This is a genomic window from Streptomyces sp. NBC_00525 (genome assembly GCF_036346595.1).
GTDB lineage: Bacteria > Actinomycetota > Actinomycetes > Streptomycetales > Streptomycetaceae > Streptomyces.
The window spans coordinates 4,283,500-4,300,150 of sequence record NZ_CP107834.1; the positions used below are offsets into that span (position 1 = coordinate 4,283,500).

The window sequence follows — 16,651 nt, forward strand, 5'->3', positions numbered from 1 at the left end:
GTTTCCCGGTCACGACGCGGGGAAACGGGCCGTACGCGCCGTCCGTCAGTACGAGGAGCCCGAGGCGCCCAGCGCGCCCGTGGGGTGCCACACCGTCTTGGTCTCCAGGAAGGCGGTCAGCCGGTGCGTGCCGGGATCGGCCGTCCAGTCGACGCCGTCGCCGTCCCCTTCCACGGCCTGTTGATGAGCGGCGCCCTGCGCCTCCTTCTCGGGGTGGTGGCGGGAGACGGGCGGGCGCGAAACCCGCTTCAGGTTGTCGGCCGCCGCGATCTCCAGCTCCTTCGCCAGGGCCGCGTCCGCGCCCGTGAGGTCGATGCCGTTCACATCCTGGTGGGCGGCGAGCGGCGCCGCGATCTCCGCCGTCCTCCCCGACAGGACGTTGACCACACCGCCCGGCAGGTCCGAGGTGGCCAGCACCTCGCCCAGCGACAGGGCGGGCAGCGGGGACTTCGCGGAGGCCACCACGACCACCGTGTTGCCGGTAGCGATCACCGGAGCCACCACCGAGACCAGCCCCAGGAACGACGACTCCTGCGGGGCGAGAACCGTCACCACGCCCGTCGGCTCGGGCGTCGACAGGTTGAAGAACGGGCCCGCGACCGGGTTCGCCCCGCCCACCACCTGGGCCACCTTGTCCGTCCAGCCCGCGTACCAGACCCAGCGGTCCACCGCCGCGTCCACGACGGCCGCCGCCTTGGACTTCGACAGGCCCTCCGCCTCGGCCACCTCCCGGACGAACTGCTCGCGGCGGCCCTCCAGCATCTCCGCGACGCGGTAGAGGACCTGGCCGCGGTTGTACGCGGTCGCCCCCGACCAGCCGCCGAACGCCTTGCGGGCGGCCACGACCGCGTCCCGCGCGTCCTTGCGGGACGACTGGGGCGCGTTCGCCAGCCACCTGCCCTTCGAGTCCGTCACCTCGTACACCCGGCCGCTCTCGGAACGGGGAAACTTGCCCCCGACGTACAGCTTGTAGGTCTTGAAGACGCTCAGACGGTTATCGGACATCGAGGTACGCCTCCAGGCCGTGGCGGCCGCCTTCGCGGCCGAAGCCCGACTCCTTGTATCCGCCGAACGGCGAGGTCGGGTCGAACTTGTTGAACGTGTTGGCCCAGACAACGCCCGCCCGGAGCTTGTTCGCCACCGCGAGGATGCGCGAGCCCTTCTCCGTCCAGATGCCGGCCGAGAGGCCGTACTGGCTGTTGTTCGCCTTGGCAACCGCCTCGTCCGGCGTGCGGAACGACAGCACGGAGAGGACCGGGCCGAAGATCTCGTCGCGGGCGATCGTGTGCGCCTGGGTGACGTTGGTGAACAGCGTCGGGGCGAACCAGTAACCCGCCGAGGGCAGTTCGCACGGGGCCGACCAGCGTTCCGCGCCCTCCGCCTCGCCGGTCTCGGTGAGCGCGGTGATCCGGGCCAGCTGCTCCGCGGAGTTGATCGCGCCGATGTCGGTGTTCTTGTCCAGCGGGTCGCCGAGGCGCAGCGTGGTCAGCCGGCGCTTGAGGGCGTCCAGCAGCTCGTCCTGGACGGATTCCTGTACCAGGAGGCGCGAGCCCGCGCAGCACACCTGGCCCTGGTTGAAGAAGATGCCGGTCACGATGCCCTCGACGGCCTGGTCGATCGGGGCGTCGTCGAAGACGATGTTGGCGCCCTTGCCGCCCAGCTCCAGCGTGACCCTCTTGTCCGTCCCCGCGACCTGGCGCGCGATGGCCTTGCCGACGGCGGTCGAGCCGGTGAAGGCCACCTTGTTCACGTCGGGGTGCGAGACGAGTGCCTCGCCGGCGTCGCCGTACCCCGTCAGGATGTTCACGACACCTCTGGGCAGGCCCGCCTGGCGGCAGATGTCCGCGAAGAACAGCGCGGACAGGGGCGTCGTCTCGGCGGGCTTGAGGACCACCGTGTTGCCCGTGGCGAGCGCCGGGGCGATCTTCCACGCCAGCATCAGCAGCGGGAAGTTCCACGGGATGACCTGGCCGGCCACGCCCAGCGGGCGCGGGTTCGGCCCGAAGCCGGCGTGGTCCAGCTTGTCGGCCCAGCCCGCGTAGTAGAAGAAGTGCGCGGCGACGAGCGGCAGGTCCGCGTCGCGGGTCTCCTTGATCGGCTTGCCGTTGTCCAGGGTCTCCAGGACGGCCAGCTCGCGGCTGCGCTCCTGGATGATCCGGGCGATCCGGAACAGGTACTTGGCGCGCTCGGAGCCGGGCAGCGCCGACCACTTCTCGAACGCCCCGCGCGCCGCCTTCACGGCCCGGTCCACGTCCTCGGCGCCGGCCCGCGCGACCTCGGACAGCACCTCCTCGCTGCTCGGCGAGACCGTCTTGAAGACCTTGCCGTCCGCCGCGTCGGTGAACTCACCGTCGATGAACAGGCCGTACGAAGGGGCGATGTCGACGACGGAACGGGACTCCGGCGCCGGTGCGTACTCGAATGCGGATGCCATGGGTATCAGTCCACCGTCACGTAATCGGGGCCGGAGTAACGGCCGGTGCTGAGCTTCTGGCGCTGCATCAGCAGATCGTTCAGCAGGCTGGAGGCGCCGAAGCGGAACCAGTGGTTGTCCAGCCAGTCCTCGCCCGCCGTCTCGTTGACCAGCACGAGGAACTTGACCGCGTCCTTCGAGGTGCGGATGCCGCCGGCCGGCTTCACCCCGATCTGGACGCCGGTCTGCGCCCGGAAGTCGCGCACCGCCTCCAGCATCAGCAGCGTGTTCGCCGGTGTGGCGTTGGTCGCGACCTTGCCGGTCGAGGTCTTGATGAAGTCCGCGCCCGCCAGCATCCCGAGCCAGGAGGCCCGCCGGATGTTGTCGTACGTGGACAGCTCACCGGTCTCGAAGATCACCTTGAGCCGGGCGGAGCCGCACTCCGCCTTCACGGCGAGGATCTCCTCGTACACCTTCAGATAGCGGCCGGCCAGGAACGCGCCCCGGTCGATCACCATGTCGATCTCGTCGGCCCCGGCCGCCACGGCGTCCCGGACGTCCGCGAGCTTCACGTCGAGCGCGGCGCGCCCGGCGGGGAAGGCCGTCGCGACGGACGCCACCTTGACGCCGGAGCCGGCCAGGGCGGCGGCCGCGGTGGCCGCCATGTCGGGGTACACGCAGACCGCGGCGGTGCGCGGGGTCGTGCGGTCGGTGGGATCGGGGTTGACGGCCTTGGCGGCGAGCGCCCGGACCTTGCCGGGGGTGTCCGCGCCTTCCAGCGTCGTCAGGTCGATCATCGAGATGGCGAGGTCGATGGCGTACGCCTTGGCCGTCGTCTTGATCGACCTGGTTCCGAGGGCGGCGGCGCGCGCTTCGAGGCCGACCGCGTCGACGCCGGGCAGCCCGTGCAGGAAGCGGCGCAGCGCACTGTCGGACGCCGTCGCGTCGGCGAATGCGGGGAGGGTGGTGGGCATGGTCACCAGATGAGCATATCTACGCGCGTAGCGGCCTGTACAGGGGCCCAGGTCATCGCCGCCTTCCGCACCGCCCCGCCGCGCCCCCGCGACGCGTCAGGCACAATCGGCCTCATGACGAGCCCCACGCCTCCCGACGAGCCCACCTACGCCGACCGGACCTTCCGGTCGCCCGCCGGGCTGGCCACGGGAGTCCTGCTCCTCGCGCTCCTCTGCTGGATCGGCGGCGACGCCGTCTTCCGGGGCGAGGGACGTGTGCCGTGGATGGCGCTCGCCGGGCTGCTGACCGCGGTGCCGCTGATCGTCGCCTTCACACTGCGCCCGGTGGTGTCCGCCAACGACCGGCGCATCCGCGTCCGCAACCCGTTCCGCACGATCACGCTGCCGTGGACCGACGTCGCCGACGTACGGGCCGGGTATTCGAGCGAGCTGTTCACCCAGGACGGCAAGAAGTACCAGCTGTGGGCCGTGCCCGTGTCGCTGCGGCAGCGCAAGAAGGCCGCCCGGCAGCAGTCCCGGCAGGCCATGGACGATCCTTACCGCCGTACTTCTGTTACCACCGACGTACGAAACTCCAAGTCGCGTACCGCGCCCGCCGACCAGACCGTGGCCGATCTGCGCGAGCTGGCCGAGCGCGCGGGCGACAAGCGGCTGGACGGCGACCCCACGGCGTCGGTGCGCTGGGCGTACGAGGTCATCGCGCCGTGCGTCGTGGGCGCGGTGCTGCTGGTGGTCCTCGGCGCGACCGGCTGATCCGGGGGCGGGCCCGGCGCCCGCCCCCGTCGACGCCGTCGTCAGATGCCGGCGGCGGCCGCCAGGTCGCGCTTGATGCCGTTCAGCAGCTCGGTGGCCCTGGTCCGGGCCGCCGGCAGCTCGTCGGCCGCGCCGACCGGCACCACGACCTCCAGATAGCACTTCAGCTTCGGCTCCGTGCCGCTCGGGCGGACGATCACCCGGGCGCCGTCGAGCCCGTAGCGCAGCCCGTCGGTCGGCGGCAGCCGGTCCGAGCCGCGCGACAGGTCCTCCGCCGAGGTGACCGGCAGCCCCGCCAGGGCGGCCGGCGGCCGCTCCCGCAGCCGGCGCATGGCGTCCGCGATGACCGACAGGTCCTCCACCCGCACCGACAGCTGGTCCGTGGCGTGCAGCCCGTGCTCCAGCGCGAGGTCGTCCAGCAGGTCGGGGAGCGTACGGCCCTGCTCCTTGAGTACGGAGGCCAGCTCGGCGACGAGCAGCGCGGCCGTGATGCCGTCCTTGTCGCGGACGCCCTCCGGGTCCACGCAGTAGCCGAGCGCCTCCTCGTACCCGTACCGCAGCCCCTCCACACGGGCGATCCACTTGAAGCCCGTCAGGGTCTCCTCGTATCCCAGGCCCGCCTTCGCGGCGATGCGGCCCAGCAGCGAGGACGAGACGATCGACTCGGCGAACACGCCGGTGGCGCCCCGGCGCACCAGGTGGGCGGCGAGCAGCGCGCCGACCTCGTCGCCCCGCAGCATCCGCCAGCCGCCGTCCACCGAGGCGTCCGGGACGGCGACGGCGCAGCGGTCGGCGTCCGGGTCGTTCGCGATGACGATGTCGGGGTTCGCGCGGCGCGCGGTGGTGAACGCGAGGTCCATCGCGCCGGGCTCCTCCGGATTGGGGAAGGCCACGGTGGGGAAGGCGGGGTCCGGCTCGGCCTGCTCCGCCACGAGCACCGGGGCGGGGAAGTCGGCCCGGTCGAACGCGGCGGTCAGCACGGAGGTGCCGACGCCGTGCATCGCGGTGTACACGACGCGGGCGGTACGGGGCGACGCGGCGTCGAGCACGGCGTCCGTACGGGCCAGATAGGCGTCCAGGACCTCCTCGCCCAGGGTCTCCCAGCCGGATTCGGGGCGCGGGACGCCGTCCAGCGGGCCGACCGCCGCGATGGCGGCGGCGATCTCGCCGTCGGCCGGCGGCACGATCTGCGAGCCGTCGCCGAGGTAGACCTTGTAGCCGTTGTCGCGGGGCGGGTTGTGGCTGGCGGTCACCTCGACACCGGCGACGGCGCCGAGATGCCGTATGGCGTACGCGAGGACCGGGGTCGGCAGCGGGCGGGGGAGCACCGCCGCGCGCAGCCCGGCGCCGACCATCACCGCCGCCGTGTCACGGGCGAAGTCGGCGGACTTGTAGCGGGCGTCGTAGCCGATGACGACGAGGCCGTCCGGGTGCCCCTGGGCCTTCAGATACGCGGCGAGGCCGGCGGCGGCGCGGATGGCCACGGAGCGGTTCATGCGCATGGGGCCGGCGCCGAGTTCGCCCCGCAGTCCGGCGGTGCCGAACTGGAGGGTGCCGGCGAAGCGGGTGGTCAGCTCGTCGGTGTCCCGGGCGTCGATGAGCTTGGCGAGCTCGTCGCGGGTGTCGGGGTCGGGGTCCTCCGCGAGCCAGGCGCGGGCGCGGGTGAGGAGGTCCGGGGGCGTGGTCACGGTGGTCGCCTTTCGGGGTGGGGGCGCGGGGCGCTGCGCTGTGCGGGGGCGGGGCGGGGCGGGTGGGGGTGGGCGCCTGCGGCGGGCCTGTTCCCCACCCCGCCCCTTCCCGAAACCGGGGCGCTGCCCCGGCCCCCGCGTCTCAAACGCCGGCGGGGCTGGGGTTCGCGGGGCGCCGGCTCCGGACCCCGCGCCTCAAACGCCGGCGGGGCTGGGGGCGCAGGGCCGGGAAGTGGGTCCGGACCTCGGTCAGATGCGGTCCAGGACTCGGGCCAGCAGGGTGCCCATGCGGGTTGCGGAGTCGCGGCCGGCCTGGAGGACCTCCTCGTGGTTCAACGGTTCGCCGCTGAGGCCCGCCGCCAGGTTGGTGACCAGGGAGATGCCGAGGACCTCGGCCCCCGCCTCGCGGGCCGCGATGGCCTCCAGGACCGTGGACATGCCGACGAGGTCGCCGCCCATCACGCGGACCATGCTGATCTCGGCCGGCGTCTCGTAGTGCGGGCCGGGGAACTGGACGTACACCCCCTCTTCGAGGGTCGCGTCGACCTCCTTGCACAGGGCCCGGAGCCGGGGCGAGTACAGGTCGGTCAGGTCCACGAAGTTCGCCCCGACGATCGGGGACGCCGCCGTGAGGTTGATGTGGTCGCTGATCAGGACCGGCTGGCCGGGGCGCATCCCCTCGCGCAGCCCGCCGCAGCCGTTCGTCAGGACGACGGTCCGGCAGCCCGCGGCGACGGCCGTCCGCACCCCGTGGGCGACGGCGCCCACGCCGCGGCCCTCGTAGAAGTGGGTACGGCCCAGGAACACCAGGGCCCGCTTGTCGCCGATGACGTGCGAGCGGACCGTGCCGCCGTGGCCCTCCACGGCGGGGGCGGGGAACCCGGGCAGCGCGGTCACCGGGAACTCCGCTTCCGGAATGCCGAGCGAGGCGGCGGCGGGCGCCCAGCCCGAGCCCATCACGAGGGCGACGTCGTGAGTCTCGGCACCGGTCAGCTCGCGCAGGCGGGCGGCGGCGTCGGCGGCGGCCGCATACGGGTCGCCCTGGATGTGGTCCGGAATAACTGATGCGTTCACGCGGACGAGCGTAACCGCTGAACCCCTACGCGCGTAGATGCCCCTGTACAGAGTCTTGCGACATTTGTTCGTGCGTTCCGACAACCCGTGGCCGGGGCCAGGGACAAAGGGGCAGGTCGCCGCCGTTTCCACGGCGGCCACGGCCGCTCCGCTCAGCAGGGACGCTTGCGGAGTTCCATCACATAATCGTGCGGCGCGCCCGCCGACTCGGCCGCGTCCGCGATCTCGCCGAGGTAGCGGGCGGACGGCAGGCCGCCCTCGTAACCGTTCAGCACATAGATCCAGGCCGGCTCCTCGCCGTCCAGCGTGTGCACCCGGATGCGCATGCGGCGGTAGATGTCCAGGCCGACGCCCTCCCAGCGGTCCATGGAGTCCTCGTCCATGGGGGCCAGGTCGTAGAGGGCGACGAAGACCTGCGAGCGGGGTGCCTCCACCACCGTGGCCAGCGCTCCCTCCCAGCCCATCTGCTCCCCGCCGAAGGTCAGCCGCCAGCCGTTCAGCCAGCCGGTGCCGCGCAGCGGTGAGTGCGGGGCGCGGCGCGTCATCAGCCGCGCGTCGAGGTTGCCGGCGTACGCGGCGTAGAGCGACATGTGATCGAGGGTACGGGAGTACGGGGCGTGGGCGGCGGGTTCCCGAGCGGAAGGGCCCGCACACACGGGTGGAATCAGGGGGTGGGGCGTGGCGGCGGACTCGGCGGCCGTGACCGTGCGCCGTGCGCTCCGGCGCACGTATGGAGGGCCCCGGGGCGAAGCACCTTGGCGCGTGCGGGACAATGAAGTACGTACTGCATCCACCGGGGCGATCCCCCGGACCCCGGCCGGGGAAGCAGACGGCCGTGGGACGAGAAACGCGAGGCGGACTTTTCGTGACCCGGATCGTGATCATCGGCGGCGGACCCGGCGGGTACGAGGCGGCACTGGTGGGCGCCCAGCTGGGCGCGGAGGTGACCGTCGTCGACTGCGACGGTCTCGGCGGCGCGTCCGTCCTCACCGACTGCGTGCCCTCCAAGACCCTGATCGCGACGGCCGAGGTGATGACCACCTTCGACTCCTCGTACGAGGAGCTGGGCATCATCGTCGCGGACGACACCCCGCACATCGAGCAGGCCGCACGTGTGGTCGGCGTCGATCTGGGGAAGGTCAACCGGCGCGTGAAGCGCCTGGCGCTCGCCCAGTCCCACGACATCACCGCCTCCGTCACGCGGGCCGGCGCCCGGGTGATGCGCGGGCGCGGCCGGCTGGAGGGCCTGCAGGCCGCGGACGGCTCCCGCAAGGTCGTCGTCACCTCGGCGGACGGCACGGAGGAGACCCTCACCGCGGACGCCGTGCTGATCGCGACCGGCGGCCACCCGAGGGAGATCCCCGACGCCCAGCCGGACGGCGAGCGCATCCTCAACTGGACCCAGGTCTACGACCTCGACGAGCTGCCGCAGGAACTCATCGTCGTCGGTTCGGGTGTGACGGGCGCCGAGTTCGCCGGTGCCTACCAGGCCCTCGGCTCGCGCGTCACGCTCGTCTCGTCCCGCGACCGGGTGCTGCCCGGCGAGGACCCCGACGCCGCCGCCGTCCTGGAGGACGTCTTCCGGCGGCGCGGCATGAACGTCATGGCCCGCTCCCGCGCGCAGGCCGCCAAGCGCGTCGGCGACCGGGTCGAGGTGACCCTCGCCGACGGCCGGGTCATCTCCGGCACGCACTGCCTGATGGCCGTCGGCGCCATCCCGAACACCGCGGGCATGGGCCTGGAGGAGGCCGGCGTCCGGCTCAAGGACTCCGGACACATCCGCACCGACAAGGTCTCGCGCACCAGCGCGCCCGGCGTCTACGCGGCCGGTGACGTCACCGGCATCTTCGCCCTCGCCTCGGTCGCCGCCATGCAGGGCCGTATCGCGATGTACCACTTCCTGGGCGACGCGGTGGCCCCGCTGAACCTCAAGACGGTCTCCTCGAACGTCTTCACCGACCCGGAGATCGCCACCGTCGGGTACACCCAGGCCGACATCGACGCCGGCAAGATCGAGGCGCGCGTCGTCAAGCTGCCGCTGCTGCGCAACCCGCGCGCCAAGATGCAGGGCATCCGGGACGGCTTCGTCAAGATCTTCTGCCGCCCCGGCACCGGCATCGTGGTCGGCGGCTGTGTCGTCGCCCCGCGCGCGAGCGAACTGATCCATCCGATCTCGATCGCGGTCGACAACAATCTGACGGTCGAGCAGATCGCGAACGCCTTCACCGTGTACCCGTCCCTGTCGGGATCGATCGCGGAGGTCGCCCGCCAGCTGCACAGCCGCAAGCGCACGGGCGAGGCGTGACGAACGGCGGGACGAAGCCCGCCGGGCAGCACCCGCCGGAGAACACCCGCTGATCGCCGAGTGACAACCAGATGACTGCGTATACCACTTGGCGACCGGCTGTGTGTACAACTTCTGCTATTCGGCGCAAACTGCTGAAAACTCTCGTCCGGTCACGTTACTGTCAGTTTCGTGTTCGCTGCAGAACGTCGTCAGTTGATCCTCGAAATGGTGCGCGCCAACGGGGCGGTATCGCTCCGTGAGCTCGCCCGCGTCGTCCAGACCTCCGAAGTGACCGTCCGGCGGGACGTGCGGGCGCTGGAGGCAGAAGGACTCCTCGACCGCCGGCACGGCGGTGCGGTATTGCCGGGCGGTTTCACGCGGGAGTCCGGCTTTCCGCAGAAATCCCATCTCGCCACCGCGGAGAAGACGGCCATCGCCGACCTGGCCGCCGGCCTCGTCGAGGAGGGCGAGGCCATCGTCGTCGGCGCCGGTACGACCACGCAGGAGCTGGCCCGCCGGCTCGCGCGCGTCCCCGGCCTGACCGTCGTCACCAACTCCCTGCTCGTCGCGCAGGCGCTGGCCCACGCGAACCGGGTGGAGGTGGTGATGACCGGGGGCACCCTGCGCGGGTCCAACTACGCCCTCGTCGGCAGCGGGGCCGAGCAGTCCCTGCAGGGGCTGCGGGTCTCCCGTGCGTTCCTGTCCGGGAGCGGGCTCACCGCCGAGCGCGGGCTCTCCACGTCCAACATGCTCTCCGCGAGCGTGGACCGGGCGCTGGTGCAGGCCGCGGCGGAGGTCGTGGTCCTCGCGGACCACACCAAGCTCGGCTCCGACACGATGTTCCAGACCGTGCCGACCGACCTCATCACCCATCTGGTGACGGACGAGCCCGCCGCGCACGACGACCGTGCGGCGGCGGAGTTGCAGGCCCTGGCGGACCAGGGCGTGCGGATCGCCGTCGCGGGCGGAGGGGCCGCGTCGGCGGCCCCGGCCGCCGGGGACGCGGGCGCCCCGGCGCGGGGCACGCGGCGCGAGATGCCGCTGCCCGGCCAGCGGCGCACGCAGGGGCAGGGGTTGCGCGGTGTGCCGGGCGCGGGGGCGCCTTCGGCGCCGTTGGGCGAGGTGGAGCGGGACCGGGCGGCGCGAGTCGCGGACCTGCGGCGGCGCTAGCGCGAGGGTGCGTTCGGGGGCGACGCCCCCGGACCCCCGCTCCTCGATCGCCGGAGGGGCTTGGAACGGGGCGCTGGGCCGGACCGCGCCCCTGCTCAGCCCCCGGCGCGGTCCGGGGCGCGAAGGCCCGTCAGGGTCAGTTGCAGGAGACGGTCTGCCAGGTCCGGGTCGTCCGGGGACTGTTCCGCTGCCAGCGCGATCGCGTTCGTCAGCTGCATCAGGTCGTCGATCGAGACGTCCGCGCGGACCGTGCCGCTCGACTGGGCGCGGCTCAGCAGCACCGAACCCGCCTCGCGCAGCGGCGTGTTGCACCGGGCCAGGGCCGAACTCTCGTCGCGGCACGTGGACATCAGGGCCTGCGCCAGTCCGCGGTACTCACCCGCATGAGTGACGATCGCACCCAGCCACTCCACCAGCGCGGCGCACGGCCGCTCCGCCCCGGCCAGTTCGCGGGAGCGGGTGATCAGGGCCGTCACCGCCTCCTGGAAGACCGCGCTCATCAGCGCGTGCCGGGTCGGGAAATGCCGGTAGAGCGTGCCGATGCCCACTCCGGCGCGCCGTGCGACGTCCTCCAGGGACGCGTCGGTGCCGTGTTCCGCGAAGGCGGTACGCGCCTCCACCAGCAGCCGGCCGTAGTTGCGGCGCGCGTCGGCACGCATGGGCCGGGCCGGCGCCCCTGTCGTGCTCATCGCCATGGTGCGGTCCCTCCTGTCTCCCCGGTCTCCAGCATGCCATCGAGCGGAGGGTGGCCGTCCCCGAATGCACCGGTGCCCCGGTCGCGTCCGACGACGCGACCGGGGCACCCGGGGACGGACCCGCGTCAGTCCTTGATCTCGCAGATGACGGCGCCGGAGGAGATCGAGCTGCCGACCTCGGCGGCCAGACCCTTCACCGTGCCGGAGCGGTGCGCGTTCAGCGGCTGCTCCATCTTCATGGCCTCCAGGACGACGATCAGGTCGCCCTCCTTGACCTCCTGGCCCTCCTCCACGGCGATCTTCACGATCGTGCCCTGCATCGGGGAGGCGAGGGTGTCGCCGGAGACGGCGGAGCCGGACTTCTTGGCCGCGCGGCGCTTGGGCTTGGCGCCCGCCGCGAGGCCGGTACGGGCCAGGCTCATGCCGAGCGAGGAGGGCAGCGAGACCTCCAGGCGCTTGCCGCCGACCTCGACGACCACCGTCTCGCGGCCGGCCTCGTCGTCGGCCTCCGCCTCGGCGGGCGCGGCGAACGGCTTGATCTCGTTGACGAACTCCGTCTCGATCCAGCGGGTGTGGACGTGGAACGGGTCGGCGGTGAACGCCGGGTCCGTCACGACCGCGCGGTGGAACGGGACGGCCGTCGCCATGCCCTCGATGGTGAACTCCGCCAGGGCGCGGGCGGCACGCTGGAGCGCCTGCTCACGCGTCGCACCCGTGACGATCAGCTTCGCCAGCAGCGAGTCCCAGGCGGGGCCGATGACCGAGCCGGACTCCACACCGGCGTCCAGGCGCACGCCCGGACCGGTCGGCGGGTCGAACTTCGTGACGGTGCCGGGGGCCGGCAGGAAGCCACGGCCGGGGTCCTCGCCGTTGATCCGGAACTCGAACGAGTGGCCGCGCGAGGCGGGGTCGTCGTAACCCAGCTCCTCGCCGTCGGCGATCCGGAACATCTCGCGGACCAGGTCGATGCCGGAGACCTCCTCGGTCACCGGGTGCTCCACCTGGAGGCGCGTGTTGACCTCCAGGAAGGAGATCGTGCCGTCCATGCCGACCAGGAACTCGACCGTGCCGGCGCCGACGTAGCCGGCCTCCTTGAGGATCGCCTTGGACGCCGCGTACAGCTCGGCGTTCTGCGCGTCGGAGAGGAAGGGGGCCGGGGCCTCCTCGACGAGCTTCTGGTGGCGGCGCTGGAGCGAGCAGTCACGGGTCGAGACGACGACCACGTTGCCGTGGGTGTCGGCCAGGCACTGGGTCTCCACGTGGCGCGGCTTGTCGAGGTAGCGCTCGACGAAGCACTCCCCGCGCCCGAACGCGGCGACCGCCTCGCGGACCGCGGAGTCGTACAGCTCCGGGATCTCCTCCAGCGTGCGGGCGACCTTGAGGCCGCGGCCGCCACCGCCGAAGGCGGCCTTGATCGCGATCGGCAGGCCGTGCTCCTCGGCGAAGGCGACGACCTCCTCGGAGCCCGAGACCGGGTCCGGGGTGCCCGCGACGAGCGGGGCGCCGGCGCGCTGGGCGATGTGGCGGGCGGCGACCTTGTCACCGAGGTCCCGGATCGCCTGCGGCGGCGGGCCGATCCACGTCAGACCGGCGTCCAGCACGGCCTGGGCGAACTCGGCGTTCTCCGAGAGGAAGCCGTAACCGGGGTGGATCGCGTCCGCCCCGGAGTCCTTCGCGGCCTGAAGCACCTTGGCGATGTCCAGGTAACTGGCCGCCGGGGTGTCACCGCCCAGAGCGAATGCCTCGTCGGCCGCGCGGACATGCAGAGCGTCACGGTCCGGGTCGGCGTAGACGGCCACGCTCCCGATACCGGCGTCCCGGCAGGCCCGAGCAACACGGACAGCAATTTCGCCACGGTTGGCGATGAGCACCTTGCGCACGATGGCTCCCTCCTTGAAACAAGCTGAGTTTAGGGACAACCGACACGGTCCTACGACCCGTCCCCAATGGTGAGCTTGCCCACACGGAGTGTGATTCGAGGCGTGCTCGAGTCGCGAAATCCCTTGTGCCACCACGGTACGCCGGGTTCTGAAACCGCACAGTAGCGACCAGGTGTGGCCCAGGTCTCTATCGGCACGGGCAGCGACTAACGGTGATTCTTTGTGGAGTTCCCACTAAGGGGTGAGCAATTCTTTGCCCGCCGCGCGAAAGCCCGGAGGCATAGGGGTGCAGCGGGGTTCCGCACGACTCTTGTCGTGGCCATTACTCGTTAGTAAGGTCCGCGCTATCGGACGTACTGCTGGTAACAGGGGGTGAGCTTCGTGGTGCGCAGACCGGCGGCCTTTCTGGCCGCCCTCGCGCTGGTCGTGGAAGCCGTGGGCATCGCGGTCGTCCACCTGGTCCTGGGCACGGTCGTGAAGAACCAGGAGATGTCCCTCGCCGGTTCCGACCCCGACCTGATGTCCAAGGGCACCTGGGCGCTCGGCGGCGCCTCCGGGCTGTTCCTGCTGCTGTGCGCCGTGCTCCTGCTGCTGGCGGGCGCGCGCGACCGGGCTCCGGGCCGCCTCGCCCGTATCGCGCTGATCTGCTGCGCCGTCCTGCACGGGGTCCTCGGCGCGCTGACGGTCGGGCTCGTCGGCTGGGCCGCGTTCGCCTGGATGATGGTGATGCTCGGACTGATCGTGCTCGCGCTGGTGGCGTACGGCCCCCGGACCGCCGCGCCGGACGCCGGATCGGCCGCCGGGGCGAAGACCGGTCCCGGCCCGGAGCCCGAGCAGCCGCCCGCCCCCGCCCCGGCCTGATCCACCGGCCCCCGGTCAGGCCCAGAGGTCGGTGACCGAGATCCCCAGCTCGCCCAGCAGGTGGCGCAGCAGCGGCAGCGACAGCCCGATGACGTTGCCCGGATCGCCGTCGATGGACTCCACGAACGGCGCCGACCGCCCGTCCAGGGTGAACGCGCCCGCCACGTGCAGCGGTTCGCCGGAGGCCACGTAGGCGGCGATCTCCGCGTCGCTCGGCTCGCCGAAGCGGACCGTGGTGGACGCCGTCCGCGACACCGTCCGGCCGGTCGCGGTGTCCGTCAGGCTGTGCCCCGTCCGCAGCACCCCGGCGCGCCCGCGCATCGACTTCCAGCGGGCGACGGCCTCCTCGGCGTCGGCGGGCTTGCCGAGCGCCTCGCCGTCCAGCTCCAGCACCGAGTCGCAGCCGATGACCAGGGCGCCGGCGGCCTCGGGAAGGGCGGCGACGACGGCCGCCTTGGCCTCGGCGAGCACCAGGGCGAGAGCGGCGGGGGTGGCGGCGGTCAGGGCGTCCTCGTCGACGCCGCTGACGATGACCTCCGGCCGGAAGCCCGCCTGGCGCAGCAGGCCGAGGCGGGCGGGGGAGGCGGAGGCGAGGACGAGGCGGCGGGGTGCGGTCATGGCCGCCATCGTACGGAGGCCGCCGGACACCGGGGCGCCGGACCCGGGGAGGCCGGGCGCGGTCTCAGCGCGTGCCCAGCACGAACATGGCGACGACCATCGCCAGCGCCAGCAGCAGACCGGCTCGGCGCATCATGTCCACCGCGTCGCGGAGTTCCTTGGGGGGCTTGTTCTCGGGGTCGGACCAGAGCATGACGTGATCCTCGCGGGCGGGCGTCGGGCGGCGCCTGAGTACGCGTACTCAACCACCGCCCCACGCGTCACCAGCGGCTATGCGGGCCAGTACGTACGGGCCCAGGCGCGCGGGCCCGGCAGCGGACGGACGCGCCGGGCCAGCCGGCTCGGGTGCGACCAGCCGGCGGGCGGCTGGGGCGGGCCGGACGACACGGCGGACGCGGCCGCCGCCCGGGCCCGGACCACCGCGAGCGCGGCGGCCAGCTCCTCCGGGGTCGGGTTGCCCCGTACGACCTTGATCATGGCCAGGACCCTTTCTGGAGGGGATGTCTTCTAGAGGGGGATGTTGCCGTGCTTCTTGGGCGGCAGCGCCTCGCGCTTGGTGCGCAGCTGGCGCAGCCCCTTCACGATGTGGGCCCGCGTGTCGGACGGCATGATCACCGCGTCCACGTACCCGCGCTCGGCGGCCACGTACGGGTTCAGCAGCGTGTCCTCGTAGTCCGCGATCAGCTCCGCGCGCGTCGCCTCCCTCTCGTGGGCGTCCTCGACGGCGGCGATCGTACGGCGGTGCAGGATGTTGACCGCGCCCTGCGCGCCCATCACGGCGATCTGCGCGGTCGGCCAGGCGAGGTTGATGTCGGCGCCCAGGTGCTTGGAGCCCATCACGTCGTACGCGCCGCCGAACGCCTTGCGCGTGATCACCGTGATCAGCGGGACGGTCGCCTCCGCGTACGCGAAGATCAGCTTGGCGCCGCGCCGGATGATGCCGCCGTACTCCTGGTCGACGCCCGGCAGGAAGCCCGGCACGTCCACGAAGGTCAGCACCGGCACATTGAACGCGTCGCAGGTGCGGACGAAACGGGCCGCCTTCTCACTGGCGTTGATGTCCAGACAGCCGGCGAACTGCATCGGCTGGTTGGCGACGACGCCGACGGGGTAGCCCTCGACGCGGCCGAACCCGGTGATGATGTTCGGCGCGAACAGGGCCTGGGTCTCCAGGAACTCGCCGTCGTCCAGCACGTGCTCGATGGCGGTGTGCATGTCGTACGGCTGGTTCGCCGAGTCCGGGACGAGGGCGTCCAGCTCGCGGTCCTCGTCGGTGACCGCCAGGTCCGCCTCCTCCGGGAAGGCCGGGGCCTCGGAGAGGTTGTTCGACGGCAGGTAGGACAGCAGCGACTTGACGTACTCGATGGCGTCCTTCTCGTCGCCCGCCATGTGGTGCGCCACCCCGGAGGTGGTGTTGTGCGTACGGGCGCCGCCCAGCTCCTCGAAACCGACGTCCTCACCGGTGACCGTCTTGATGACGTCGGGGCCGGTGATGAACATGTGCGAGGTCCGGTCGACCATCACCGTGAAGTCCGTGATCGCGGGGGAGTACACCGCGCCGCCCGCGCACGGGCCGACGATCAGCGAGATCTGCGGGACCACACCCGAGGCGTGCACATTGCGCCGGAAGATCTCCGCGAAGAGCCCCAGCGCCGCCACGCCCTCCTGGATGCGGGCGCCACCGCCGTCGTTGATGCCGATGACCGGGCACCCGGTCTTCAGCGCGAAGTCCATCACCTTGACGATCTTCTCACCGTAGACCTCGCCCAGCGAGCCGCCGAAGATCGTGAAGTCCTGCGAGTACACGCAGACGGGACGGCCGTCCACCGTGCCGTAGCCGGTGACGACGCCGTCCCCGTACGGCCGGTTCTTCTCGATGCCGAAGTTCGTCGACCGGTGCCGGGCGAACTCGTCGAGCTCCACGAAGGAACCCTCGTCGAGCAGCAGGCCGACGCGCTCGCGCGCCGTCAGCTTGCCCTTCGCGTGCTGCTTCTCCACCGCGCGCGCCGATCCCGCGTGGGTGGCCTCGCCGATGCGGCGCTGGAGGTCCGCGAGCTTGCCCGCGGTCGTGTGGAGGTCGATCTCTTCCGGCTCGGACATCGGGTGGCGGCTCCCTGCCTGGTCACGGGGACGACTGTGCTGCTGATCCGCTGGGGAACGCCCCGCCGACGAACAGCTACTGAGCCGTAGCGTATCGGCGCGGATACCGTTCGGCAGTGCGTCGTTTGACACACCTAG

General features: G+C 72.2%; 16 protein-coding genes. 4 read left to right on the top strand and 12 right to left on the bottom strand.

Annotated features, from left to right (window positions below):
* Positions 1 to 45: 45 nt before the first annotated feature.
* Genes OG710_RS19235 through deoC form a run of 3 tightly spaced genes read right to left on the bottom strand, consistent with a single transcriptional unit; the run spans position 46 to position 3,387 of the window.
* A complete protein-coding gene (locus OG710_RS19235) occupies positions 46 to 1,005 on the bottom strand; it encodes an aldehyde dehydrogenase family protein (protein ID WP_330240424.1) in 960 nt (319 codons plus the stop codon).
* Positions 995 to 2,434, bottom strand: a complete 1,440-nt coding sequence (locus OG710_RS19240) for an aldehyde dehydrogenase family protein (RefSeq protein ID WP_330240425.1) — start codon at positions 2,432 to 2,434, stop codon at positions 995 to 997. Before OG710_RS19240 ends, OG710_RS19235 begins: the two co-directional genes overlap by 11 nt.
* A 5-nt stretch (positions 2,435 to 2,439) precedes the next feature.
* Positions 2,440 to 3,387: a deoxyribose-phosphate aldolase gene (deoC, locus tag OG710_RS19245; protein ID WP_330242292.1), complete on the bottom strand. Its 948-nt coding sequence runs from the start codon at positions 3,385 to 3,387 to the stop codon at positions 2,440 to 2,442.
* 114 nt (positions 3,388 to 3,501) lie between these two features.
* Between deoC and OG710_RS19250 the strand changes: the two genes are divergently transcribed.
* Positions 3,502 to 4,140 carry a PH domain-containing protein gene (locus tag OG710_RS19250; protein ID WP_330240426.1) on the top strand — a complete coding sequence of 213 codons (639 nt, stop codon included), beginning with the start codon at positions 3,502 to 3,504 and terminating at the stop codon, positions 4,138 to 4,140.
* A 41-nt stretch (positions 4,141 to 4,181) separates the two neighbouring features.
* Here the strand turns inward: OG710_RS19250 and OG710_RS19255 are convergent, their stop codons facing one another.
* The 3 genes from OG710_RS19255 to OG710_RS19265 form a co-directional block, all read right to left on the bottom strand.
* On the bottom strand, positions 4,182 to 5,828 hold the full coding sequence (locus OG710_RS19255) for a phospho-sugar mutase (protein ID WP_330240427.1): 1,647 nt from the start codon (positions 5,826 to 5,828) through the stop codon (positions 4,182 to 4,184).
* 249 nt (positions 5,829 to 6,077) lie between these two features.
* Positions 6,078 to 6,902 carry a purine-nucleoside phosphorylase gene (locus tag OG710_RS19260; RefSeq protein ID WP_330240428.1) on the bottom strand — a complete coding sequence of 275 codons (825 nt, stop codon included), beginning with the start codon at positions 6,900 to 6,902 and terminating at the stop codon, positions 6,078 to 6,080.
* 152 nt (positions 6,903 to 7,054) lie between these two features.
* A complete protein-coding gene (locus OG710_RS19265; RefSeq protein ID WP_026171252.1) occupies positions 7,055 to 7,492 on the bottom strand; it encodes a gamma-glutamylcyclotransferase in 438 nt (145 codons plus the stop codon).
* 275 nt (positions 7,493 to 7,767) lie between these two features.
* Between OG710_RS19265 and OG710_RS19270 the strand changes: the two genes are divergently transcribed.
* Both OG710_RS19270 and OG710_RS19275 read left to right on the top strand, forming a co-directional pair.
* Positions 7,768 to 9,207, top strand: coding sequence for an NAD(P)H-quinone dehydrogenase (locus OG710_RS19270; RefSeq protein ID WP_111337830.1), 1,440 nt, complete (start codon positions 7,768 to 7,770; stop codon positions 9,205 to 9,207).
* Positions 9,208 to 9,378: 171 nt separating this feature from the next.
* A complete protein-coding gene (locus tag OG710_RS19275) occupies positions 9,379 to 10,359 on the top strand; it encodes a DeoR/GlpR family DNA-binding transcription regulator (protein ID WP_330240429.1) in 981 nt (326 codons plus the stop codon).
* A gap of 95 nt (positions 10,360 to 10,454) precedes the next feature.
* Here OG710_RS19275 and OG710_RS19280 read toward each other — a convergent pair whose 3' ends face one another.
* Together OG710_RS19280 and OG710_RS19285 are read right to left on the bottom strand one after the other, a co-directional pair.
* A complete protein-coding gene (locus OG710_RS19280) occupies positions 10,455 to 11,054 on the bottom strand; it encodes a TetR/AcrR family transcriptional regulator (protein WP_330240430.1) in 600 nt (199 codons plus the stop codon).
* Positions 11,055 to 11,179: 125 nt separating this feature from the next.
* Positions 11,180 to 12,934: an acetyl/propionyl/methylcrotonyl-CoA carboxylase subunit alpha gene (locus tag OG710_RS19285; RefSeq protein WP_111337833.1), complete on the bottom strand. Its 1,755-nt coding sequence runs from the start codon at positions 12,932 to 12,934 to the stop codon at positions 11,180 to 11,182.
* 372 nt (positions 12,935 to 13,306) lie between these two features.
* Between OG710_RS19285 and OG710_RS19290 the strand changes: the two genes are divergently transcribed.
* The gene (locus tag OG710_RS19290; protein ID WP_330240431.1) at positions 13,307 to 13,795 is read left to right on the top strand and encodes a hypothetical protein; all 489 of its coding nucleotides are present in this window, start codon (positions 13,307 to 13,309) and stop codon (positions 13,793 to 13,795) included.
* Between the two features lie 15 nt (positions 13,796 to 13,810).
* On the opposite strand, the gene OG710_RS19295 is transcribed toward OG710_RS19290, so the two are convergent.
* The 4 genes from OG710_RS19295 to OG710_RS19310 form a co-directional block, all read right to left on the bottom strand.
* The gene (locus OG710_RS19295; RefSeq protein ID WP_330240432.1) at positions 13,811 to 14,422 is read right to left on the bottom strand and encodes a Maf family protein; all 612 of its coding nucleotides are present in this window, start codon (positions 14,420 to 14,422) and stop codon (positions 13,811 to 13,813) included.
* Positions 14,423 to 14,477: 55 nt separating this feature from the next.
* The gene (mmpB, locus tag OG710_RS19300) at positions 14,478 to 14,606 is read right to left on the bottom strand and encodes a morphogenic membrane protein MmpB (protein ID WP_274543556.1); all 129 of its coding nucleotides are present in this window, start codon (positions 14,604 to 14,606) and stop codon (positions 14,478 to 14,480) included.
* 77 nt (positions 14,607 to 14,683) lie between these two features.
* Positions 14,684 to 14,890, bottom strand: a complete 207-nt coding sequence (locus OG710_RS19305) for an acyl-CoA carboxylase epsilon subunit (RefSeq protein WP_111337836.1) — start codon at positions 14,888 to 14,890, stop codon at positions 14,684 to 14,686.
* A gap of 30 nt (positions 14,891 to 14,920) precedes the next feature.
* The gene (locus OG710_RS19310) at positions 14,921 to 16,513 is read right to left on the bottom strand and encodes an acyl-CoA carboxylase subunit beta (RefSeq protein WP_330240433.1); all 1,593 of its coding nucleotides are present in this window, start codon (positions 16,511 to 16,513) and stop codon (positions 14,921 to 14,923) included.
* Between the last annotated feature and the right edge of the window lie 138 nt (positions 16,514 to 16,651).